Annotated in this window: 17 protein-coding genes; 12 read left to right on the top strand and 5 right to left on the bottom strand. The window is 72.2% G+C overall.

Features of this window, described 5'->3' with window-relative positions; all coding sequences use genetic code 11:
- Nucleotides 1-74 precede the first annotated feature (74 nt).
- From ACFYX3_RS02960 to ACFYX3_RS02950, 3 genes are all read left to right on the top strand, one after another.
- The gene (locus ACFYX3_RS02960) at nt 75-1,766 is read left to right on the top strand and encodes a serine/threonine-protein kinase (protein ID WP_389007447.1); all 1,692 of its coding nucleotides are present in this window, start codon (nt 75-77) and stop codon (nt 1,764-1,766) included.
- Between the two features lie 152 nt (nt 1,767-1,918).
- Complete coding sequence (locus tag ACFYX3_RS02955) at nt 1,919-3,592, top strand: succinic semialdehyde dehydrogenase (RefSeq protein WP_389007445.1); 1,674 nt, start codon at nt 1,919-1,921, stop codon at nt 3,590-3,592.
- A 40-nt stretch (nt 3,593-3,632) separates the two neighbouring features.
- Nucleotides 3,633-5,447 carry a GMC oxidoreductase gene (locus tag ACFYX3_RS02950; protein ID WP_389007443.1) on the top strand — a complete coding sequence of 605 codons (1,815 nt, stop codon included), beginning with the start codon at nt 3,633-3,635 and terminating at the stop codon, nt 5,445-5,447.
- A gap of 697 nt (nt 5,448-6,144) precedes the next feature.
- Here ACFYX3_RS02950 and ACFYX3_RS02945 read toward each other — a convergent pair.
- Nucleotides 6,145-6,435: a chorismate mutase gene (locus ACFYX3_RS02945; protein ID WP_116159290.1), complete on the bottom strand. Its 291-nt coding sequence runs from the start codon at nt 6,433-6,435 to the stop codon at nt 6,145-6,147.
- 392 nt (nt 6,436-6,827) lie between these two features.
- Here ACFYX3_RS02945 and guaA point away from each other — a divergent pair, with 392 nt between their 5' ends.
- The 4 genes from guaA to ACFYX3_RS02925 all read left to right on the top strand — a co-directional run bounded on the left by guaA (nt 6,828) and on the right by ACFYX3_RS02925 (nt 11,609).
- Nucleotides 6,828-8,420: a glutamine-hydrolyzing GMP synthase gene (gene guaA, locus ACFYX3_RS02940; protein WP_389007440.1), complete on the top strand. Its 1,593-nt coding sequence runs from the start codon at nt 6,828-6,830 to the stop codon at nt 8,418-8,420.
- A gap of 198 nt (nt 8,421-8,618) precedes the next feature.
- Nucleotides 8,619-9,407: a class II aldolase/adducin family protein gene (locus tag ACFYX3_RS02935; protein WP_376594243.1), complete on the top strand. Its 789-nt coding sequence runs from the start codon at nt 8,619-8,621 to the stop codon at nt 9,405-9,407.
- 186 nt (nt 9,408-9,593) lie between these two features.
- A complete protein-coding gene (locus tag ACFYX3_RS02930; protein WP_389007437.1) occupies nt 9,594-10,826 on the top strand; it encodes a hypothetical protein in 1,233 nt (410 codons plus the stop codon).
- Between the two features lie 321 nt (nt 10,827-11,147).
- Complete coding sequence (locus ACFYX3_RS02925; RefSeq protein WP_389008085.1) at nt 11,148-11,609, top strand: DoxX family protein; 462 nt, start codon at nt 11,148-11,150, stop codon at nt 11,607-11,609.
- Nucleotides 11,610-11,765: 156 nt separating this feature from the next.
- Here the strand turns inward: ACFYX3_RS02925 and ACFYX3_RS02920 are convergent, their stop codons facing one another.
- Entirely contained in the window at nt 11,766-13,106 is a 1,341-nt protein-coding gene (locus tag ACFYX3_RS02920; RefSeq protein WP_389007435.1) for a PspC domain-containing protein, read from the bottom strand.
- A gap of 156 nt (nt 13,107-13,262) precedes the next feature.
- Here ACFYX3_RS02920 and ACFYX3_RS02915 point away from each other — a divergent pair, with 156 nt between their 5' ends.
- Both ACFYX3_RS02915 and ACFYX3_RS02910 read left to right on the top strand, forming a co-directional pair.
- Nucleotides 13,263-14,525: a PspC domain-containing protein gene (locus ACFYX3_RS02915; protein ID WP_389007433.1), complete on the top strand. Its 1,263-nt coding sequence runs from the start codon at nt 13,263-13,265 to the stop codon at nt 14,523-14,525.
- Nucleotides 14,522-15,238 carry a LuxR C-terminal-related transcriptional regulator gene (locus tag ACFYX3_RS02910; protein ID WP_389007431.1) on the top strand — a complete coding sequence of 239 codons (717 nt, stop codon included), beginning with the start codon at nt 14,522-14,524 and terminating at the stop codon, nt 15,236-15,238. Before ACFYX3_RS02915 ends, ACFYX3_RS02910 begins: the two co-directional genes overlap by 4 nt.
- 201 nt (nt 15,239-15,439) lie before the next feature.
- Here ACFYX3_RS02910 and ACFYX3_RS02905 read toward each other — a convergent pair whose 3' ends face one another.
- Nucleotides 15,440-16,561 carry an NlpC/P60 family protein gene (locus ACFYX3_RS02905; RefSeq protein ID WP_389007429.1) on the bottom strand — a complete coding sequence of 374 codons (1,122 nt, stop codon included), beginning with the start codon at nt 16,559-16,561 and terminating at the stop codon, nt 15,440-15,442.
- A gap of 357 nt (nt 16,562-16,918) precedes the next feature.
- Between ACFYX3_RS02905 and ACFYX3_RS02900 the strand changes: the two genes are divergently transcribed.
- Together ACFYX3_RS02900 and pcrA are read left to right on the top strand one after the other, a co-directional pair.
- Entirely contained in the window at nt 16,919-17,272 is a 354-nt protein-coding gene (locus ACFYX3_RS02900; RefSeq protein ID WP_184931532.1) for a hypothetical protein, read from the top strand.
- 80 nt (nt 17,273-17,352) lie between these two features.
- Complete coding sequence (gene pcrA, locus ACFYX3_RS02895; RefSeq protein ID WP_376594248.1) at nt 17,353-19,803, top strand: DNA helicase PcrA; 2,451 nt, start codon at nt 17,353-17,355, stop codon at nt 19,801-19,803.
- 57 nt (nt 19,804-19,860) lie between these two features.
- Here the strand turns inward: pcrA and ACFYX3_RS02890 are convergent, their stop codons facing one another.
- Nucleotides 19,861-21,417 (bottom strand): M23 family metallopeptidase, encoded by a 1,557-nt coding sequence (locus ACFYX3_RS02890; protein WP_389007426.1) that lies wholly within the window; start codon nt 21,415-21,417, stop codon nt 19,861-19,863.
- A 222-nt stretch (nt 21,418-21,639) separates the two neighbouring features.
- On the bottom strand, nt 21,640-22,476 hold the full coding sequence (locus tag ACFYX3_RS02885; RefSeq protein WP_389007424.1) for a lipase family alpha/beta hydrolase: 837 nt from the start codon (nt 22,474-22,476) through the stop codon (nt 21,640-21,642).
- A gap of 299 nt (nt 22,477-22,775) precedes the next feature.
- Between ACFYX3_RS02885 and ACFYX3_RS02880 the strand changes: the two genes are divergently transcribed.
- The gene (locus tag ACFYX3_RS02880) at nt 22,776-23,183 is read left to right on the top strand and encodes a cobalamin B12-binding domain-containing protein (RefSeq protein WP_116159276.1); all 408 of its coding nucleotides are present in this window, start codon (nt 22,776-22,778) and stop codon (nt 23,181-23,183) included.
- The last annotated feature ends 207 nt before the right edge of the window (nt 23,184-23,390 follow it).

Genomic DNA, 23,390 nt, shown 5'->3' with positions numbered 1-23,390 from the left:
CTATGACCGCCCCGAGGTTCCGCCCGCCGTCCCCCCCTCCGTAACCTTGCATCAGAAGGAACGGGCGGGGGCAAGTGGAACATTCTCAGAGCACAGGGTCGGGGCTGCTGCTCGCCGGTCGCTACCGGCTGGGCGAGTCCATCGGACGCGGCGGCATGGGCAAGGTCTGGCGCGCGCACGACGAGGTGTTGCACCGCGTGGTGGCGGTCAAGGAGCTGACGGCGGGCCGGTTCGTGGCCGAGGCCGACCGGCTGGTGCTGCACGCCCGTACGCAGAAGGAGGCGCGGGCCGCCGCGCGGATCACGCACCCGGGCGTGGTGACCGTCCACGACGTCCTGGAGCACGACAACCGGCCGTGGATCGTCATGCAGTACGTCGACGGGCCCTCGCTCGCCGACGCCGCCAAGGAGGCCGGCACGATCGAGCCGCGCGAGGCGGCCAGGATCGGGCTGCACGTCGTCGGCGCGCTGCGTGCCGCGCACGCGGCCGGGGTGCTGCACCGGGACGTCAAGCCGGGCAACGTGCTGCTCGCGCGCGACGGGCGCGTCCTCATCACCGACTTCGGGATCGCGGCGATCGAGGGGGACTCCACGATCACCCGGACGGGTGAGATCGTCGGTTCCATCGACTACCTGGCGCCCGAGCGGGTGCAGGGCGGCGACCCGGGTCCCGCCTCCGACCTCTGGTCCCTCGGCGCCACGCTGTACACGGCGGTGGAGGGCACCTCGCCGTTCCGCCGCACCTCGCCGATCAGCACCATGCAGGCCGTGGTGACCGAGGAGCCGCCGCACCCGCAGAAGGCGGGGCCGCTGGCCTCCGTCATCGTGGCGCTGCTGCGCAAGGACCCGGCGCAGCGGCCGCGAGCGGATGAGGCCGAGCGGATGCTGCTCGACGCGATGGAGGGGCGCGCGCCGGCGGCTGCGCAGGCGTACGTGCCGACCCAGCGGGTGGCCAGGGAGGACCTGGACCCCGGGGCGGACGGCACGACTGCCGACGTCGGTGCGGAGGGCCCGACGGACGGGCCGCCGAAGGTCACCGCGCGATGGCCCGAACCGCCGCAGCAGCACCAGCCGGCACACGTACCCCAGCAGCCCCACGGGCCGCAGGGGCCTGCCACTCTCGTGCCCGCCTCCTCGTCCTCCTCCGGTCGCGGCCGCTGGCGTTCCGCCGTGCTCGCGGCGCTGCTGGCGGGGGTCGTCGCCGGCGGCGCCGTCTTCGCCGCGATGAACTACGCGGGTGGAGACCATGACCGTGACGCCGGTGGGCGGACCACGACGACCGCCCCCGCGACCAAGAAGGCCCCCGACACCGGCATCCCGGCCGGCTGGCACCGCGTCGAGGACCCGGAGGGCTTCAGCCTGCTCGTACCGGACGGCTGGAAGCGGCAGACGGAGGGCGACCAGATCGACTACACGCCGGACAACGGCCGCCACCGCATCCGGATCAGCATCGACCGGAGCCCCGACTTCGAGAATCCGTACATGCACGCGATCGACCTGGAGCGCCAGCTCGGGAAGCGCATGGACTACAACCGGGTCAAGCTCGACCAGACGACCTACCGCGACCAGGTCCGCTCCTGTCTGTGGGAGTTCACCTGGACCGAGAAGAAGACCTTCCCCGGGCCGCGGCACGCGATCGACCAGATGTACTACGAGGACGACGGCACCGAGTACGCGATCTACATGTCCTCGCCGGAGTCGAGCTGGGAGACCACCCGAGAGCAGTTCGACATCGTCGTCCGGCACTGGCGCGCGCCGGGGGCCTGAGGGGCGGAAAAATCTCCGCGCCGGGTCTCCGGCAGCCGTAAGCCCCTGATCAGGACTTACGTGCCAGTGATCGCTGGCGTGATGTGTGTGGACGGTGAAAACGCGTTACCGACGGGTACCCAAAGGCCGGAACGCGGCTTACGCTCGGCCCCATGACGGACTCGCAGGCCCCCGCCGCCCTCACGGTTCCCGCCGACGCCGACACCGCCGCGGAGGCGGGCCGCCCGGCCGCTCCCGCCGGTGCGACCAACCCGGTCGCGCCCGCGCCCGCCGGCGCGCGGACCGCCGCCGACGTCGTGACGCCCGAGCTGGTCGCCCGGCTCACCCGCGGTGTCGTCGGATCCGGCCGTACCGCCAACCACACCCCCTTCACCGGGAAGAAGCTGGCGGACCTGCCCGAGTCCACCCCCGAGGACGTCGCCGAGGCCTTCACGCGCGCGCGTGCCGCCCAGGCCGCCTGGGCCGCCACCCCGGTCCGGGCCCGCGCCGCCGTCCTCCTGCGCTTCCACGACCTGATCCTCCAGCGGCAGGCCGAGGTCCTCGACCTCATCCAGCTGGAGACCGGCAAGGCCCGCCTGCACGCCCACGAGGAGGTGCAGGCGGTGGCCGTCGCCGCCCGCCACTACGGCCGCAAGGCCCCCTCGTACCTGCGCGCCAAGCGCCACACCGGTGTCGTGCCGACCCTCACCAAGGTCACCGAGCTGCGCCAGCCGCGCGGGGTCATCGGCCAGATCGCCCCCTGGAACTACCCGCTGGAGCTCTCCGTCGGCGACGCGCTCCCCGCCTTCGTCTCGGGCAACGCCGTCGTCATGAAGCCCGACACGGAGACCGCGCTCACCGCGCTCTGGGCCCGTGACCTGCTCATCGAGGCCGGCCTGCCCGCCGGCGTCTTCCAGGTCGTCCTGGGCGAGGGCCCGGTCGTCGGCCCCGAGGTCGTCGCCCACGGCGACTACGTCTCCTTCACCGGCTCCACCCGCACCGGCCGTGAGGTCGCCAAGGGCGCCGCCGCCCGGCTCGTCGGCGTCACCCTGGAACTCGGCGGCAAGAACGCGATGCTCGTCCTCGAGGACGCCGACGTCGAGAAGGCCGCCGCCGGAGCCGTCCGCGCCTGCTTCTCCTCCGCCGGACAGCTCTGCATCTCCATCGAGCGGCTGTACGTGCACGAGTCGATCGCCGACGCCTTCCTCGACCGCTTCGCCGCCCGCACCAAGGCCATGCGCCTCGGCAACTCCCTCGCGTACGGGGCGGACATGGGCTCCCTCGTCGGCGAGCGGCAGCTGGAGGCCGTCACCACGCACGTGGAGGACGCCGTCGCCAAGGGCGCGAAGATCGTCGCCGGCGGCGTCGCCCGCCCCGACATCGGCCCCCTCTTCTACGAGCCGACCATCCTCGACGGCGTCGAGGCCCCGATGGCCGTCTGCACCGAGGAGACCTTCGGCCCGGTCGTCTCCGTCTACCGCTTCACGGACGAGGACGAGGTCGTCGAGCTCGCCAACGCCACCCCGTACGGCCTGAACTCCTCCGTCTGGACGAGGGACTCGCGCCGCGGCCACGCCGTCGCGGCCCGGCTGCGCACCGGCACCGTCAACATCAACGAGGGGTACGCGCCCGCGTACGGCAGCGTGCAGTCCCCGATGGGCGGCATGAAGGACTCCGGGCTCGGCCGCCGCCACGGCTCCGAGGGCATCCTCAAGTACACCGAGGCGCAGACCGTCGCCCAGCAGCGGCTGATCCCGCTCGCCCCCTCCTTCGGGATGGACGACGAGAAGTACGCCGCGTTCATGAGCGTGTCCCTGAAGGCGATGAAGGCCCTGCGCCTGCGCTGACGCCCCGTCTTTCCCACACCCCTTCCGTACGAGGAGAGCCATGACCGCGGTACCCCCTGCCCAGAATCAGGCCGAGGACGGCCCGGAGGACGGCTACGACTACGACGTCCTGGTCGTCGGCTCCGGCTTCGGCGGTTCGGTCACCGCCCTCCGCCTCACCGAGAAGGGCTACCGGGTCGGCGTCCTGGAGGCCGGGCGCCGCTTCACCCGCGCGACCCTGCCCAAGAACTCCTGGGACCTGAAGAACTTCCTGTGGGCCCCCGCCCTCGGCCTCTACGGCCTCCAGCGCATCCACCTGCTCGGCAACGTCATGGTGCTCGCGGGCGCCGGCGTGGGCGGCGGATCCCTCAACTACGCCAACACCCTCTACGTACCGCCGAAGCCCTTCTTCGACGACCCGCAGTGGAAGGACATCACGGACTGGCAGGAGGAGCTGCGGCCGTACTACGACCAGGCGAAGCGCATGCTCGGCGTCCGCATCAACCCGACGATGACCCCCTCCGACGTGCACCTGAAGTCCGCCGCGCAGGCCATGGGCATCGGCGACACCTTCCACATGGCGCCCGTCGGCGTCTTCTTCGGGGACGGCGAGGACGCCGACGGCACGTCGAGGGCCAAGCCCGGCAGCGAGGTCGCCGACCCCTACTTCGGCGGCGCGGGCCCGGCCCGGCGCGCCTGCACCGAGTGCGGCGAGTGCATGACCGGCTGCCGCCACGGCGCCAAGAACACCCTCAACGAGAACTACCTGTACCTCGCCGAGAAGGCGGGCGCGACCGTCCACCCCATGACCACCGTCGTCACGGTCACCGAGGACTCGCGCGGCGGCTTCGCGGTGAAGACCCTGCCGACCGACAACCGCCGGAAGGGCGCCGGCCGGACCTTCACCGCCCGGCGGGTCGTCATCGCGGCCGGCACGTACGGCACGCAGACCCTGCTGCACCGGATGAAGGACAGCGGACTGCTGCCCCGGATCTCGAACCGGCTCGGCGAGCTCACCCGCACCAACTCCGAGGGCCTCGTCGGCGCCCAGACCACCGACCGCCGCTACCGCAGGAAGCACGGCAAGGAGAAGGCCGACTTCACCAGGGGCGTCGCGATCACCTCGTCCGTCCACCCCGACGAGAACACCCACATCGAGCCCGTCCGGTACGGCAAGGGCTCCAACTCGATGGGCAGCCTGACCGTCCTCCAGGTGCCCTACGGGGCCCACCGGGTGCGCAGCTGGTTCCTCAACCTGCTCAAGCACCCGACGCTCGCCGTCCGCTCGCTCTCCAACTGGCACTGGTCCGAGCGGACCATCATCGGCCTGGTCATGCAGTCCCTCGACAACTCACTCACGACCTACCGCAAGCCCGGCGGCCTCGGAAAGGGCCTGCTCACGGCCCGCCAGGGGCACGGCGCGCCCAACCCGGTCCAGATCCCGGAGGCCACCCAGGCCGCCACCCTCCTCGCCGAGGAGATCAACGGCTTCGCCGGCTCCAACGTCGGCGAGCTGATGGGCACCCCGCTCACCGCGCACTTCCTCGGCGGCTGCCCGATCGGCGCCGACGGCGAGACCGGCGTCATCGACCCGTACCACCGGCTCTTCGGCCACCCGGGGATCTCCGTCGTCGACGGCGCGGCCGTCTCCGCCAACCTCGGCGTCAACCCGTCCCTGACGATCACGGCCCAGGCGGAGCGCGCCATGTCCTTCTGGCCGAACAAGGGCGAGGAGGACCCGCGCCCGCGGCAGGGGGAGGCGTACGCACGGATCGCGGCCGTCGAGCCGAAGTCGCCCGCCGTCCCGTCCGAGGCCTTCGGCGCCCTGCGGCTGCCGTTCCTGGGGATGCCGGCGGTCCCGCCGAAGAAGGACTGAGCGGCTCGGCGCCCCTTCGCAGGAAAGGGCGCTGCACCCCCCTCCGAGTGCAGCGCCCCTCCAGCTTTGGTGTTGCTGCATAGATGACCTCCGGCCCCCGCGATTGGTTGTAGCGGTTGCACGGGTTCTTCGTGTGACGCGCGTCACGTCCTGATGCAGGGCGTGAAAAGGGCCCCGCGCTCGCGATTCCGGTCGCGGCGCGGGGCCCTCGGGGTCGGCACCGGTGTCAGGGCAGCGGCGGTGCCGAGCGGGGCGGCGCCGGGGGGTTGCGCCGCAGGGGGAGGGGATCGGGGATCAGGGGGACGGGAGGATCGGGAGATCGGCCGGTTGCGGCCGGCCCCGGGCGTCCCCGGGACCGACCGCCCTTTCTGGGTGACCGGGCTGCTGTCCCCTGCTGTCCGGTCACACGCGCTGGTGCGAGGTCCCACGACGTACCGGAGAGGTACGCCACACGCCCCAGCGAAGCCACGCGTGGTTTCTTCGGGCCCGCCCCTGGCTGGCACGGACACCCGGACCAACGAAGCCCGGCCGGAGCCGGTCACGCGCCGTACGGGTGAGAGCCGTACCGAACGCGGGTGCGGGCACGCACCCGGATGCGTTTTCAGGGGCTCTTCAGGTGTGGCCCGGGGGCTTCTTCAGCGGTTTCTTCAGCGGTTTCCTCGGGTGCGGCCCCGGGGCGGTTCCGCCGGCGGTTTCTTCAGATGCGGCCCCGGCACAGCTCCAGCATCGTCATCGCGAGCGCCGTGCCCGGCTTGCCCAGCGCGTCCCTGTAGTGGCCGAGGACCTCCATCTCGCGGGCCAGGTTCACCCGGCGGCCGCCCGAGGAGATCCGGGCCTCCTGGATGACGGCCGAGACGGCCACCCGTTCCTGGATGAGGCCGATGATCCGGTCGTCGAGCGCGTCGATGCGCTCACGGGCGTCGCCGATCAGCGCAGCCGCCTCGTCGGTGCGGGCGCCGGTCTTCTCGGTCTGGGTCATGGCGGTCATGTCGGGGCTCCTCGTGGTGTCGGGTCCGGAGCCCCGGGGCGACATCGCCCGGAGACAAGCAGAACGCCCCGGGCCTTGTCGGCCCGGGGCGCCTGGGAAGTCGCTTGTCAGTTGCTCAAGCAGCACGACCATGGCAGCCGGTGGGCCGGTTGCCATAGGTAAAGACGAAGGTCGAGTGCTTGCGCATGGCGACAGTATGGACCCTTCCGCGCACCCCGGGACAACCCGGGTTCGGATGGTGAGACGAAAAGCGACACCGGCGCGCCGGTAGAATCGACAAATAGCCCCCCTTCGAGGGAACCCTCAAGGACCCCCAGGGAACCTCAGGGAAATCCCGAGAGACCCCCGAGAGATCCCCGGGGAACCGCTCCTACCGCCGGAAGGCCGCCGTAGTGTCATCAGCGACTCCCGCTGCCGCGCCCGACGTCTCCAACCCGGACGTAGTCCTCGTTGTCGACTTCGGCGCCCAGTACGCCCAGCTCATCGCCCGTCGCGTCCGTGAGGCGCGGGTCTACAGCGAGATCGTCCCGTCCACCATGCCGGTGGCCGAGATGCTGGCCAAGAACCCCAAGGCGATCATCCTCTCCGGCGGCCCGTCCTCCGTGTACGCCGAGGGCGCCCCGCGCCTCGACCGCGCGCTGTTCGAGGCGGGCGTCCCCGTCTTCGGCATGTGCTACGGCTTCCAGCTGATGGCGACGACCCTCGGTGGCACCGTCGACAACACCGGCGCCCGCGAGTACGGCCGGACCCCGCTGCACGTCTCCAAGGCCGGCTCCACCCTCTTCGAGGGCACCCCGGTCGAGCAGTCCGTGTGGATGTCGCACGGCGACGCCTGCTCCGCCGCCCCCGAGGGCTTCACCGTCACCGCGTCCACGGACGTCGTGCCGGTCGCCGCCTTCGAGAACGACGAGAAGAAGCTGTACGGCGTCCAGTACCACCCCGAGGTGCTGCACTCCACGCACGGCCAGCAGATCCTCGAGCACTTCCTCTACCGCGGCGCGGGCATCGAGCCCAGCTGGACCACGGGCAACGTGATCGAGGAGCAGGTCGCGGCCATCCGCGCCCAGGTCGGCTCCAAGCGTGCCATCTGCGGTCTCTCCGGCGGCGTCGACTCCGCCGTGGCCGCCGCGCTCGTGCAGAAGGCCATCGGCTCGCAGCTCACCTGCGTGTACGTCGACCACGGCCTGATGCGCAAGGGCGAGACCGAGCAGGTCGAGAAGGACTTCGTGGCCGCCACCGGCGCGAACCTGGTCGTCGTCGACGCGCAGGAGCGCTTCCTGAACGCGCTCGCCGGCGTCTCCGACCCGGAGACCAAGCGCAAGATCATCGGCCGTGAGTTCATCCGCGTCTTCGAGCAGGCGCAGCTGGAGATCCTCCAGGAGGAGGGCCCCGAGGTCGCGTTCCTCGTGCAGGGCACCCTCTACCCGGACATCGTCGAGTCCGGCGGCGGCACCGGCACCGCCAACATCAAGTCGCACCACAACGTGGGCGGCCTCCCCGACGACATCGAGTTCGAGCTCGTCGAGCCGCTGCGGCAGCTCTTCAAGGACGAGGTCCGCATGGTCGGCCAGGAGCTCGGCCTGCCCGAGGAGATCGTCCAGCGCCAGCCGTTCCCCGGCCCCGGCCTCGGCATCCGCATCGTCGGCGAGGTCACCAAGGAGCGCCTGGACCTGCTGCGCGAGGCCGACGCCATCGCCCGCGAAGAGCTCACCGCGGCCGGTCTCGACCGTGAGATCTGGCAGTGCCCGGTCGTCCTCCTCGCCGACGTCCGCTCCGTGGGCGTCCAGGGCGACGGCCGCACCTACGGCCACCCGATCGTGCTGCGTCCCGTCTCCTCCGAGGACGCGATGACGGCCGACTGGTCGCGCCTGCCCTACGAGGTGCTCGCCAAGATCTCGACCCGCATCACCAACGAGGTCGCCGACGTCAACCGTGTCGTCCTCGACGTCACGAGCAAGCCGCCGGGCACCATCGAGTGGGAGTAATCCCTCCCGTACGCGAGTGGGGGCAAGCCCTGCCGCACGCGAGTAGGGGATGAGCCCTGCCGCATTCCGTCGAAGCCGTCGTCCCCGGACCTCCGGGGCGGCGGCTTCGTCGTGTCCGGGCGTCCCGTGGTCGGCGGCTTCGTCGTGTTCGCGTCGGGACTCTGGTGACTTGACCGGCCGGGCGTTACCTTCCCGCGCATGAGCGTGATACCGGACCCCGTACCCGTCGAACGGCTCCACTTCGCCCTGCCGCCCGTCCACGCGACGGCCGAGGAGGAACGCACCCATCGCAAGCAGCGGCTCGCGGGCGCGCTCCGGGTCTTCGCGCGGCTCGGGTACGAGGAGGGCGTCTCCGGCCACATCACCGCCCGCGACCCGGAGCATCCCGACTGCTTCTGGGTGAACCCCTTCGGAGCCCCCTTCGAAGAGCTCACCGCGAGCGATCTCATCCTCGTCAACGGCGACGGTCAGGTCGTCCGCGGCGGCCACCACGTCAACCAGGCCGCCTTCACCGTCCACGCCCAGGTCCACCGCGCCCGGCCCGACGCCGTCGCCGTCGCCCACACCCACTCGGTCCACGGGCGGGCCCTCGCCGCGCTCGGCGAACTCCTCGACCCCCTCACCCAGGAGGCCTGCGCCTTCTACCAGGACCACGCCCTCTACGACGCCTACACCGGCGTCACCGTGGACGCCGAGGAAGGCCGCCGGATCGCCGTCGCCCTCGGCGCCTTCAAGGCGATCGTGCTCCGCAACCACGGACTGCTCACCGTCGGCACCTCCGTCGACGCGGCCGCCTGGTGGTTCATCGCCCTCGAACGCTGCGCCCAGGTCCAACTGGCCGCGCGCGCAGCCGGCAAACCGGTGCTCATCGACCACCGCGACGCGGTCGCCACCCGGGAGCAGCTCGGCAGCGACCTCGTCGCCTGGATCAACTACCAGCCCCTGTGGCGCAGGATCAGCCGAACGGATCCCGAACTCCTGTCGTAACACCATCGCTTCACCCTTCTGTACGTCAATGAGATGGCGCGGCAATCACTCTTCGGCGGGGCGCACGCGGCAGGCGCGGGAGCCGTCGGTGCGGCACAATTCCCTGCAATCAACGGCTGGTTGACCCTTCGGGGCGCGCCGGGACGCATCGAAGCGGGCCGTGAAGTGAGCTCGGGAGTGAGCACCGTGGCGGTTCAAGAGGCGAGACAGTACGGCGAGCACGCGACGGCCTGTGCCGGCTGCGCGCACTGTGGGCAGACCGGCCACCGGCGCGCCGTCGCCGCCTTCCTGGCCCGGCGCGACGAACTCGCCGCCGGGCACGGCGTCCCCGCGGCCGTCGCCCACTCGCCGGTCGCCGCCCGCCAGTGGGTCTCCGACGAGCTCGCCCAGTCCGCCCGCGCGGTTGCCGTGCGCGGCCGGGAGGCCGGGCACGCCTGGCTCGACCGCGTCCGGCGCGGGGGTCACGGCGCGGTCTGGGGCGCCGTCCTCGCCCTCCTCCTCGGCCAGGCCCTCACCGCCATCGACGGCGGCTGGACCGGGGCCCGCACGGCCGGCCTGTGCACCGCCCTGGTCCTCGCCGTCCTGCTCAGCGCCGCCGCCCACGCCCACCGGGCCCGCGGCGGTCTCCTCGCCCCGCTGATCGGCGAGGACAACCGGCTCTCCACCACCCGTGCCGTCGCCGCCGGCTGGCTGCTGCTCCTCGGCTACACCCTCCTCTTCCTCGCCTTCCGATCACCGGGCACGACCGCCTTCGCTCTCGCCCGCGGCGCGGGCCTGCTCACCGTCCTCGCCCTCGTCGCCTCCGTCACCGTCACCGCCCGTCTCGTCGTCGCCCTGGGGATCGCGGCCGGCCGCCTCCAGAAGGTGCGCGCCGACCGGCCCCGCGCCGGCGACCTCGTCTGCGACGACAGCGGCCGGGCCGCCCTCGCCGACGTCCAGTACCTCCTCGTCTCCGGTGCCGTCCTCGCCCTGGCCGCCGTCGGTCTGGCCGGCGACCCCGACCGGCTCCCCGAGGTGCCCTGGTCCCTCGTGCTGCTCGTCGGCGTCTCGGCGGCCTGGCACCTCGCCGCGAAGTGCACCGAGGGCGTCCGTCCCGCGATCCACTCCGTGGTCCGGTCCCGGGAGGCCGGCGACCTCGACGCCCCGATCCGCACGGGCGACGACATCGAGATCCGCGGCTGCGGCTTCGTCCCGCCGGGCGCCGGTGCCCCCGACCCGCTGACCCGCCTGGTCGTCCGCATCGGCCCCGTCCACGCCCACGTGCCGCTGGTCCCGGTCCCCGGCGGCTTCGCCAACCCCACCGACACGTCCCTGACCGTCCCCCTCCCGGCGGACGTGGAACCGGGCCGGGTGGAGGTCTCGGTCGTCACGGCGGCCGGTGTGGAGACCAACCGGGTCACGATCGAGGTCCTGGACTGACCCTCCGGCCCCCTTCCCGCGTCCCCGGCGCCGTGTGCGAGGAGAATCGACCCGCGAACAGCCGTACGGGGCGTGGAGAGGTGACCGACGATGACGGGACAGACGGACCAACCGCACGACAGGGACGACGACCCGACGGTCCCGGGCAGGACCGACGGCCTCGGCGGGACCGGCACGTCGGGCGGTTCGGGCGGCTCGGGTGTGTCAGGTGGCCGCGGCGCGTCAGGCGGCCCCGGCGCGGCCGGTGGTCCGGGCGCAGTGGGTGGTCCCGACGCGTCCGGTGACAACGGGCGGTTTGTCGAGCGGAAGGCGACCTTCGACGTGTGGCGGGCGACCGCCTCCCGCTATGCCCTCCTTCCGCTGCGGATCTTCCTCGGGGTCACGTTCGTCTACGCCGGACTCGACAAGCTCACCGACTCCGCCTTCTTCGCCGACGCGGGCAGCGGCTCCATCGGCGAGATGATGCGCGGCGTCCGCGACAGCTCCGCGATCCCCGCCCTCGTCGACCTCGCCCTCAACAACCCGACCGGCTTCGGATACGCCATCGCCTTCGGAGAGCTCGCCGTCGGGCTCGGAACCCTCTTCGGTCTCTTCGCCCGACTGGCCGCGCTCGGCGGCGCGCTGATCTCGCTGAGCTTCTGGCTGACCGTGAGCTGGCAGGTCCACCCGTACTACCTCGGCAACGACCTGATCTATCTGATGTCCTGGCTCCCGCTGCTGCTGGCCGGGGCCCCGGTGCTCTCACTGGACCGGCTCCTCGCCGAACGGCGCCGTATTCGATAGGCGACCCAGGTCGCGAGGGCGGCGGTGCCCAGGCCGCCGCAGAGGAGGGGGATCACCGCGTACCACGGGGTCGTCCAGGCGCCGGAGGCGTCGCCCGCGTAGGCGGCGGCCAGGACGAGGGCCGTCAGGCCGACGAGCAGCCGGCCGGGGCGGAACTCATGAAGCAGCACGGGTGACCTCCACCTGTCCGAGTCCGACCTCGAGCGAGAGGTCCAGGGTGCCCGCCGGGGCGGTCCCGGCCGACGGGGTGAGCGTCCGGGTCACGTCACGGCCCGGCGCGATGTCGATGTCGCCGGCGGGTGCGCCCGGCAGCTGCAGATCGCCCAGGCCCACCTCGGCGTGCAGCTTCACCACCGCGCTCTTCGGCACGATCACCTCGAGCCGCCCGGCGCCGACCTCGACGTGCGTCGTCACGGTCGTGCCGGCCGGGAGCGGGAGCCGGGTCAGGTCGAGCGTCCCGACCCCGCTGCCCAGCTCGTAGCCCGGCTGCACGGCGGCGACCGAGGCCGGCGTCCACGTCTCGCGGACCCACTCGGTGCTGATCCGGTCGGGCAGCGCCGTGGCCAGGGCCAGGAGGCCGGCCGTGACCACGGTCAGGAAGACCGTGCCGAACCCGGTCCGTCCGAGGAAGCTGCTGACGACGAGGCCCAGGCCGAAGACCGCGAGCGCGGCCGAGAGGCCGGCCTGCAGGCTGGTGCCCAGCGGGTGGGTGTCCCACGTCAGGCCCGTCCCGAGGCCGCCCGCTATCAGCGCGAGCAGGAAGACGAGCCCCCCGATGGAGAGTGGGCTCCGGCGGACGGAGGGGGTCGGACGCCCGGGCTCCGACGGGCCGGGACCCCACTGACTGCCCGGCTTCGGCACCTCGCCGTTCACCCGGCCGTCCTCGTCCAGGATTCCGTGCGGACCCCACAGGTAGCCGACGGCGATCTTGCCCGTCGAGCCGTCCTTGACGATCGGGTCCTTCCACCAGGAGGGGGACTCGAAGATCGGCGGGGCCTTGGTCTCGGGCGGCGCCTCGGCGACCGTGAGGCCGGCCGCGGTGTCCGACCGGCCCTCGGGCTCGCCGCCGACCCGCCGCCGCTGCGACCAGACCGCCGCCCCGCACACGGCGAGCGTCAGGATGAGCGTGAAGCCCAGGACATTCCCGCTGTGCAGTGTCGAAAGGAAGATCCCGCAGCCGATCAGCGCCATCAGCAGGGCCGCCAGGGAAGCCCCGGACACCCGGCCCATCAGCAGTCTGCGGCCCTCGCTCTCGTCCTCTCCCACGAGCGGGACCAGCAGCCACGCGAAGCCGTAGAACACGAGGCCCAGGCCGCCCGCGACCGACAGCACGCCGATCACCACCCGGAATATCACCGGGTCGAGGTCGAAGCGCCGTCCGAGACCTCCGCAGACGCCGCCCACGACGTTGCTGCTGCGCGAGCGCCGGAGTGGCGGGGCGGGATCGGCCTCCGCCGGCGGCGGGGCCTCGTGCTGCGAAGGCATCGAACTCGTCATGCCTCCATGGTGACGGCCGGTGACGTTCCGCGGCACCGGGGCCGACCCTGGCCCGACCCTGATATTCACGGGCCCCCCGCCCCCGAGTCGTTGCCAGGGACGATCTCAGGGCCGACCCTGATGTCCGGGGCGGGCCGAACGTGTGACGATCGGTGCATGTCCGCAACCGCTCGTGTCACCGAGACCGACGAACCACCCGTGCGCAGGCTCTACCGGAGCGCCGACGGGCGGTGGCTCGGCGGTGTCGCACGGGGCCTCGCGGGCCACCTCGGCCTGCCGGTCGTCTGGGTGCGCGCGCTCTTCGTGGTGCTGTTCTTCTCGAACGGCCTGGGCCTCGTGCTCTACGCGGTGTTCTGGATCGTCGTCCCGCTCGGCGTCGGCGGAAGGTCCGCCCCGCGCTCCCTCTTCGAGACCACATCGGACGGCCGCCGCAGACTCCGCAAACCGGACCAGGGCCAGGTCGTCGCCCTGATCGCGCTCGGCATCGGCCTCGCGGCCCTCGTCGGGAACGTCAGCGTCGACAACGAGACCGGACGCTACATATGGCCCCTGCTCCTCATCGCCGTCGGCGTCGCGCTCGTCTGGAGACAGGCGGACAACGCCCGCCGGGCCAGCTGGACCGAGCCCGGGCGCCACAAGCGCGCGCTCCAGCTCGTCCGCGGCCTCGTCGGCGTCGGCCTCGTCGGCACCGGCCTCGCGGTCTTCGTGGTGGTCCGCGGCTCCGTCGCCCAGCTCGGCACGGCCGTGACCGCCGCCGTCGCGGTCCTCACCGGCATAGCGCTCCTCGCCGGCCCCTGGCTGGTCCGCATGTCGCAGGACCTCAACGAAGAGCGGACCATGCGCATCCGTGCCCAGGAGCGCGCCGAGGTCGCGGCCCACGTCCATGACTCCGTGCTGCACACCCTGACCCTGATCCAGCGCAACGCCGACGACGCCGGCGAGGTGCGCCGCCTCGCCCGCGCCCAGGAGCGCGAGCTGCGGAACTGGCTCTACAAGCCCGAGGGCACCGGCAGGGACGAGGAGCCCGAGACCCTCGCGGAGGCGGTGAAGAGAGCGGCGGCCGAGGTCGAGGACAAGCACGGGGTCCCGCTGGAGGTGGTCGTCGTCGGCGACTGCCCCCTCGACGAGAAGCTGACCGCGCAGATGCAGGCCGCACGCGAGGCGATGGTCAACGCCGCAAAGTACGGTGGCGAGGGCGGGGCCGTGCAGGTGTACGCCGAGGTGGAGGGCCGTACGGTCTTCGTCTCGGTGCGGGACCGGGGACCGGGCTTCGACCCGGATTCCGTGCCCGAGGACCGGATGGGCGTACGAGAATCGATCATCGGCCGTATGCAGCGCAACGGCGGTACGGCCCGGCTGCGGTCACCGCAGGGCGGGGGCACCGAAGTGGAGCTCGAGATGGAGAGGGCGGACGGATGAGCGACGAGACCGGAGCGACGACCGGAACCGATGCGGGGGCGCAGGGCACGGAGCGCCGGGTGCGGGTGGTGCTCGTCGACGACCACCGGATGTTCCGCACCGGGGTCCAGGCCGAGATCGGCCGGACCGACGTCACCGGCGTCGAGGTGGTCGGCGAGGCGGCCGACGTCGACCAGGCGGTCACGGTCATCACCGCGACCCGCCCCGAGGTCGTCCTCCTGGACGTCCACCTGCCGGGCGGCGGCGGCGTGGAGGTGCTGCGGCGCTGTGCGAGCCTGATGGGCGCGACCGAGGACCCGGTCCGCTTCCTGGCCCTGTCGGTCTCGGACGCGGCCGAGGACGTCATCGGGGTGATCCGGGGCGGTGCCCGCGGCTATGTCACCAAGACGATCACCGGCACGGACCTGGTCGACTCGATCTTCCGGGTCCAGGAGGGCGACGCCGTCTTCTCGCCGCGCCTCGCCGGCTTCGTCCTGGACGCCTTCGCCTCGACGGACGCGCCCCCGGTGGACGAGGACCTGGACCGGCTCACCCAGCGGGAGCGGGAGGTGCTGCGGCTGATCGCCCGGGGATACGCGTACAAGGAGATCGCCAAGCAGCTCTACATCTCGGTGAAGACGGTCGAGTCGCACGTCTCGGCGGTGCTGCGGAAGCTCCAGCTCTCCAACCGGCACGAGCTGACCCGCTGGGCCACCGCCCGCCGCCTGGTCTGACCCCGCCTGATACGAGTCGCCGGGTCTGAGTCGCCCGGTTCGCGTCGCAGGGCCTGAGCCGCCCGGTTCGCGTCGCCGGGTCTGCGCTGCCCGCCCGAGTCGCCTGGCCCGAGCCGCCTGGCCCGAGTCGCCTCGGCCGAGCCGCCTCGACTGAGCCGCCTGGTCCGAACGGGGTCCGGGGCGCCTGGCCCGAGCGGGGGCTCAGCCGACCCGCGTCGCGCCGGCGAAGGGCATCTCGTCGATGGGGGCGATCCGGACCGGTGCGCCCGGGCGGGGGGCGTGGATCATCTGGCCGCCGCCGATGTAGAGCCCGACGTGGCTGATCCCGGAGTAGAAGAAGACGAGGTCGCCGGGGGCGAGCTGGGAGCGGGAGACGCGTCGGCCGGCGTTGATCTGGGTGTACGTGGTGCGGGGCAGGGAGACGCCGGCCGCGCGCCAGGCCGCCTGGGTGAGACCGGAGCAGTCGTACGCGGAGGGGCCCGTCGCCCCCCACACGTACGGTTTGCCGAGCTGGGCGCGGGCGAAGGAGATGGCGGCGGCGGCCCGTCCGTCGGGGGCGGTCACCGGTTCGCGCTCGCCGCCCGAGGAGCGGTCGGCCCGCACGGTCGAGGGGCCGCCGGCCGTGCCCGCACCGCTCGGGCCGTCGGGCCGCGTCGAGGCGTCGGCGCGGGAGTCGTCCCGGGCCGCGGCGGCCGCCTCGTACCGTGCGCGTTCCTCCGCGGTCAGCCGGGCGAGGAGGTTCCTGGCCTCCGCCAGCTTGCCGACCACGGTGGCCTTCTGGCGGCGCAGCTCCGCCTCCTGCCCGCGCAGCGCGGTCAGCTTGTCCGCCGACTCGCCGCGCAGCTGCCGGATCGCGGCGAGTTCGTGCCGTACGGCCGTGAGGGCGGCCGTCTGCCGGTCTCCGGCCTTCTCGGCGAGCGCGGCCCGCTCCAGGTACTGGTCGGGATCGGAGGTGAGGGCGAGCTGGACGGCGGGGTCGAGTCCGCCGGAGCGGTACTGGGCGGCGGCCATGGCCCCGAGTGCGTCCCGGGCGGTGTTGAGGCGTTCGGTCCTGCGGGCGGCCTCGTCGCGCAGCCGGTCGAAGGCGGCGCGCGCCTCGTCGGCCTTCTCCTTCGCCCCGTTGTACCGCTCGGTCGCGACCTCGGCCTCCTCGTAGAGCCGGTCGACCTTCGCCTTGACCTGGGCGGTGGTGGGCCGGGGGTCCGCGTGTCCGGACCCTTCGAAGAGCGTCGCCGCCGCCGCCGAGGCGAGAGCGAGGGTGGCGGCGGTGCGGACCGCCGAGACGCCGAGGGGGGACTGTTTGGACTTCCGGTGCGCTGCCACGAGGGCGGGTCACATCCTCTTTCCCTGAGGGGGACGGTGCCCGCCGGGCCGACGGCGGACCGCACAGGGGAGACGGGCCGCCGCCGGGTTTTCTCGGCGGGGGTGACCGACGGCCGCCGGATCGCCGGCGGTGGTGGGGAGCCGGTCACCTGGTGGAGGACGCTAAACGCGGGGTCACGGCCGGACGGGGAGTTGACCGCTATTGGCGTCAGTTGACGTGTCGGGGACCGTTCTCTTTCGCCTGGAGTTCGCACGGGGTGAGCGGCCGGGGACATTCCGGCGGTCGTCCGACCGGAGCGGCGTGGGGAGTGGACCCGGCCGGAGAGCGGTGCTAGGGCCCCGGTTAGGCTCCGCCCCATGGACGTACTCATCAATGTCTTCGTCGCCCTGCACATCATCGGTATCGCCTCCCTCCTCGGCGGCTTCCTCACCCAGATGAAGGCGATGGGCGCCGGTACGGCCCGCTTCGTTCCCGCGATGCTGCACGGCGCGCTGACGATGCTGATCACGGGCGTCGCGCTCGTCGGCCTCAACCAGGCCGACGACCACACGCTGAACAACCTCAAGATCGGCATCAAGATGGCGATCCTCGTGGTGATCCTCGGCCTCGTCTACGTCAAGCGGGACGAGGAGAAGGTCGACAAGGCCCTCTTCGGCGCCGTCGGCGGCCTGACCATGGCGAACATCTTCATCGCGACCCTCTGGGTGTGAGCCGTTCCGCAGCCGGAACGCGCACGAGGGTCCCGAAGGCGGGCCCGGATGTCGGCGGGGCGTCCTAGACTCGTGAGGCGATGAGCAGCCTCTTTGACGACAGCTTCCTGGCCGGCCTCCAGAACCACTCCTCGGAGGAGCCCCCGCCCCACCCCGAGGACGAGGAGCACGGCTCCCCGGCCATGGAAGAGGTCCCGCACGACCTCTTCGGGGAGCACTTCGACGCGCCCCCGCCCGCCCGGGAGACGCACTACCGCGACGGCCACCCCCGGCCCGTCGTGGACGCCGCCGCGCTCCTGGACGGGTTGAACGAGCAGCAGCGCGCCGCCGTCGTCCACACGGACACCCCGCTGCTCATCGTCGCGGGCGCCGGCTCCGGCAAGACCCGGGTCCTCACCCACCGCATCGCCCACCTCCTGGCCACCCGGCACGTGCACCCCGGCCAGATACTGGCGATCACCTTCACGAACAAGGCCGCCGGCGAGATGAAGGAGCGCGTCGAGCAGCTCGTCGGACCGCGGGCCAACGCGATGTGGGTCATGACCTTCCACAGCGCCTGCGTCCGCATCCTGCGCCGCGAGTCGAAGAGGCTGGGCTTCACCTCCTCCTTCTCGATCTACGACGCCGCCGACTCCAAGCGGTTGATGTCGCTGGTCTGCCGGGACCTGGACCTCGACCCGAAGAAGTTCCCGCCGAAGTCCTTCAGCGCCAAGATCTCGAACCTCAAGAACGAGCTGATCGACGAGGAGACCTTCGCCGACCGGGCCGCCGACGGCTTCGAGAAGACGCTCGCCGAGGCGTACCGGATGTACCAGGCGCGGCTGCGCGAGGCCAACGCCCTGGACTTCGACGACATCATCATGACGACGGTCCACCTGCTCCAGGCGTTCCCGGACGTCGCCGAGCACTACCGCCGCCGCTTCCGCCACGTCCTCGTCGACGAGTACCAGGACACCAACCACGCCCAGTACACCCTCGTGCGCGAGCTCGTGGGCACCGGTTACGAGGACCTCGGCCCGGCCGAGCTGTGCGTCGTCGGCGACGCCGACCAGTCGATCTACGCCTTCCGCGGCGCGACCATCCGCAACATCCTCCAGTTCGAGGAGGACTACCCGGACGCGACGACGATCCTCCTGGAGCAGAACTACCGCTCCACCCAGACGATCCTCTCCGCCGCCAACGCCGTCATCGAGCGCAACGAGTCCCGCCGCCCCAAGAACCTGTGGACGAACGCGGGCGCGGGATCGCAGATCACCGGTTACGTCGCCGACACCGAGCACGACGAGGCCCAGTTCGTCGCCGACGAGATCGACCGGCTCACCGACGCGGGCGAGGCCAAGGCCGGGGACGTCGCCGTCTTCTACCGGACCAACGCCCAGTCCCGTGTCTTCGAAGAGATCTTCATCCGCGTCGGACTGCCCTACAAGGTCGTCGGCGGCGTGCGCTTCTACGAGCGCAAGGAGGTCCGGGACGTCCTCGCGTACCTCCGCGTCCTCGCCAACCCCGAGGACAACGTCCCGCTGCGCCGCATCCTCAACGTCCCCAAGCGGGGCATCGGCGAGCGCGCCGAGGCGATGATCGACGCCCTCTCGCTGCGCGAGAAGATCACCTTCCCGCAGGCCCTCAAGCGGGTCGACGAGGCGTACGGCATGGCCGCGCGCTCGGCGAACGCCGTGAAGCGGTTCAACGCGCTCATGGACGAGCTGCGCACGGTCGTCGAGTCCGGCGCGGGCCCCGCCGTCGTCCTGGAGGCCGTCCTGGAGCGGACGGGGTACCTGGCCGAACTCCAGGCATCGACCGACCCGCAGGACGAGACCCGCATCGAGAACCTCCAGGAACTCGCCGCCGTCGCCCTCGAGTTCGAGCAGGAGCGCGGCGAGGAGCCCGCGACCCTCGCCGAGTTCCTGGAGAAGGTCGCCCTCGTCGCCGACTCCGACCAGATCCCCGACGAGGACGAGGAGGGCCGGGGCGTCATCACACTGATGACCCTGCACACCGCCAAGGGCCTCGAGTTCCCCGTGGTGTTCCTGACCGGCATGGAGGACGGCGTCTTCCCGCACATGCGCGCCCTCGGGCAGACGAAGGAGCTGGAGGAGGAGCGGCGCCTCGCGTACGTCGGCATCACGCGCGCGCGTGAGCGGCTCTACCTCACGCGCTCGTCGATGCGCAGCGCCTGGGGCCAGCCCTCGTACAACCCGGCCTCGCGGTTCCTGGAGGAGATCCCGCCCGCGTACCTGGAGTGGAAGCGGACCGGTCCGATCGCCAAGCCCGCCGGGCCGACCTCGGGGATCACCTCCTCGCTCTCCTCCTCCCGCGCGCGCTCCGGCCCCTCCGGCTTCGCCACCCGGCGCGCCGGCGAGAAGCCGGTCATCTCCCTCCAGGTCGGCGATCGCGTCACGCACGACCAGTTCGGCCTCGGCACGGTCATGACGGTGACGGGTGCGGGTTCGGACGCCCAGGCGACGATCGACTTCGGCGACGACAAGCCGAAGCGGCTGCTGCTGCGGTACGCGCCGGTCGAGAAGCTGTAGCGGAGAAGGGAAGGGCCCCGGCTCGATGCCGGGGCCCTTCCCTGCGTATGGGGAAGCTCAGCTCGTCGGGTCGAGCCCGTGGCTGCGCAGCCAGGGCAGCGGGTCGATCGCGGCGGTGCCGTTCGGCCGGACCTCGAAGTGGAGGTGCGGGCCGGTGGAGTTGCCGGAGTCGCCGGAGTAAGCGATGACGTCACCGGCCTTCACGTAACCCGAGCGGATCTTGGCGCTGCTGAGGTGGCAGTACCAGGTCTCGGTGCCGTCCGGGGCGGTCACGATCACCATGTTGCCGTAGGCGCTGTTCAGCTGGGTGCGGACGGTGCCGTCCGTCGCGGCCATCACGGGTGTGCCGGTGAACACGGGGAAATCGATCCCGGTGTGCACGGACATCCAGTTGACGCCCGACTGGCCGAAGCGCGCGCTGAGCCGGTGCAGCGCCACGGGCAGCGCGAACTTGGGACGCATGGCCTCCTTGCGGGCCGCTTCCTCCTCGCGCTTCTTCTTGTCGGCCGCCTGGCGGGCCCGGAGGTCGATGCGCTCCTGGGTGCGGCTGGCGCGGTCGCCGAAGTCGCGGGCGTCGGCGCTGAGTGCGGCGAGCTGGGTGTCGAGCGCGCTGTTGGCGGCGACCTGCTTCACCGAGGCCGGGTCGGCGGCGGCGAGCGCGGTCGTGTTGCTCTTCTGCGAGTCGCTCGTGGTGGGGCCGGTGAGGCCGCCGACGGAGGCGGCGGCGATGCCGGCGACCCCCATGACGCAGGCGGAGGGGACGGCGACGGTCAGCAGCGCGGACCGCTTGGCGGGGGTACGGCGACGGCCGCGGTTGCCGCCGGAGGAGCGGCGCACGGGGCGGCCGGCGACGGGCGCATCCGTACGGATCTCGACGGCGGGCCCGGCGTCCGGCTCGTCGTCGTACGGGTCGTGGTCGTACCCGTCGTCGTACGCGTCGTGGTCGTACGCGTCGTGGTACGTGTCGTCCTCGCCGTCGGCGAGGGCTTCCGGGGCGTAGGTCTCGTCGTCCTCGGCGGAGGCGTGGCCCTCGTGGTCCTCGTACCCCTCGGGGGCGTACTCGACGGCGAACTCGGAGGTGTGCTCCGCCTGCGGGGTGTACTGCTGGGGGACGACCGGCTCGGGCTCCGGGGTCGCGTGGTTCCAGGCGGTCGCGTCGAAGGCGCCGGTCTCGGTCGCGAAGGCGGGGGCGGCCCACTGGCCGGTGGCGTCGTAGGCCTCGTAGCCGTACGTGCCCTGGGCGGCGTAGGCGCCGGCGTGGACGTTCTCGTACTGGCCGGTGTGCTGGGCCTCGGTCCAGGCGGAGGCGTCCCACTGCCCGGTGGTGTCGTACTGCGTCGCGGTGGTCTCGTACGCGCCGGTGGCCTCGTAGGAGGCGGCGGCGTTCCACTGGCCCGTGGTGTCCCACTGGCCGGTCGTGTCGTACTGCCCCGTGGTGTCGTACTGCCCCGTCGTCGCGTACGTGCCGGTGGCGGCGTACTGACCGAGGTCCCACTGGCCGCTGTGGTCGGCCTGACCGCCGGGGTAGGCGCCGAACAGCGGGTCGATGGCGAAGCTGCCGGTGGTGTGGGCGCCGTCTCCGACGTACCCGGCGTGGGGGTGCTGGTCGTTCACCAACGTCTCTCTCGCCTCGGCAGCAGGACCAGTCCGGGGCGGGCCCGTGAGGGGTGTCCCGGGGGTAAGCAGTGGCGCGACTGTACCCGGCGGTACGCGCGGCGGACAATCTTCCGCAGGGTTTGGGCCCGCAGGAAACGGGCAATCGGCCGCGTTTTGCCAGGTCGGGTGGAGAGCTTTGGCCTTGTGTTCGATGAACGTTCGAAGAACGGTGTCGCGCGGTCAGGCGACGGAGGTGGCGCCCGGCCCTTCCTCCCGCGTCCCGGAGACGGCCGGACCACCCGCGTCGAGGGCCTCGCGGACCCCCGCGGCCACCGTCGGATGCACGGGCAGCGCGAGATGGCCGATCCCGCTCACCCGCACGTTGTGCACGAGCAGGTCGGGATGGTCGAGGCTGGCGGTCTCCACCGGCACCATCACCTGGTCCAGATCGCTCCAGAAGCTCACGAACCGCGTCCGGCAGCCCGGCGCGGGCCCGGCGAGCTCCCGCAGGACCTCCGAACCGGGCCGCATCTGCCGCACCAGCGGATGCGCGTCGGCGAGCGGGGCCACCCTCGTGCCCGCGTGCGGGGTGCCGAGCATGACCAGGGTGCGCACCCTGGTGTCGCCGCCCAGTCGCTGTACGTAATAGCGGGCGATGAGCCCGCCCAGGCTGTGCCCGACGATGTCGACCTCTTCGTGTCCGGTACGGGCGCGGATCTCGTCCACCCGGCGGCCGAGCAGCTCGGCGGCGGCCCGCAGGTCACACGTGAGCGGGGAGTAGTTGAGCGACTCGACGCAGTCACGGCCGTTCCGGAGGAGGGAGCGGCGCAGCAGGACGAAGACCGAACGGTTGTCGACGAAGCCGTGCAGGAGGACGACCGGGCGGGTGCCCTGGGCGAGGGGCGTGGGCGGCGCGGGGGGCTCGGTGGCCGCCGTGGTGGGCGTCCTGGCCGGGGTCTTGGCGGGGGAGAGCCGCTCGGCGACGATCCCGGACGGGTAGAGGACGAGATGGCCGGTGAGGATCGCGATTTCCAGCGCGGTGGCCTTCATCAGGGCGGTGACTTTGCCGAGCTCCATGGCCGGCCTCCCGTACGGCACGCGGGGCCGAACGGTACGCCGGTCCGCCGCGCCCCGTGCCGTACGGACGACGGCACGGGGCGCGGCGACCTCGTCGCGGCTCCCTTCGCGACCGGCCCCGCTTGCGGCTGGTGGGCCCAGGAGGAGGGCCCGAAAGCGGGGACGACGCAGAGCGAACATGTCCCACGTGTGATTTCCCCCTCGGTGGCCACCGCGAAACGGCCGGGTGCGGGATGCTGGGGATAACGTTCGTTCACCTCCCCGGCAAAGAGGCGCGGGGGTCGCATGTGGAGGCAGTGATGGGTGTGAGCGGTCCGATCCGCGTGGTCGTCGCCAAGCCGGGTCTCGACGGCCACGATCGCGGGGCCAAGGTCATCGCGAGGGCGCTCCGCGACGCGGGCATGGAGGTCATCTACACCGGGCTCCACCAGACGCCCGAGCAGATCGTCGACACCGCGATCCAGGAGGACGCCGACGCGATCGGCCTCTCGATCCTCTCCGGGGCGCACAACACGCTGTTCGTGAAGGTCCTGGAGCTCCTCAAGGACCGCGACGCGGAGGACATCAAGGTCTTCGGCGGCGGCATCATCCCCGACGCGGACATCCCGCCGCTGAAGGAGAAGGGCGTGGCGGAGATCTTCACGCCGGGCGCGACGACCGCGTCCATCGTCGACTGGGTGAACGCGAACATCCGCGTCGCCGCGTAACCGCTGCGCGGTGCTTGTCCCGCTGAGCGGCGCTCGTCCGCTGCCCGGTGCTTGTCCTCCGACAGGGCCCTTCCGTACGGGAGGGCCCTGTCGGCGTTTCGGGAGCCGGCCCGGCGCCCGGCGTGTCACCGCGTGAGCCTTCGCGGCGTCCGGCGCGCGTCACGGCGTGATCCTTCCGGGTGAACCGCGCGTCACCGCGTGAGCCTT

This window comes from Streptomyces sp. NPDC002463 (assembly GCF_042889835.1).
Lineage (GTDB): Bacteria > Actinomycetota > Actinomycetes > Streptomycetales > Streptomycetaceae > Streptomyces > Streptomyces nymphaeiformis.
Note: the sequence above shows the minus strand (reverse complement) of the source record. Positions and strands in the feature narration are given on the sequence as shown.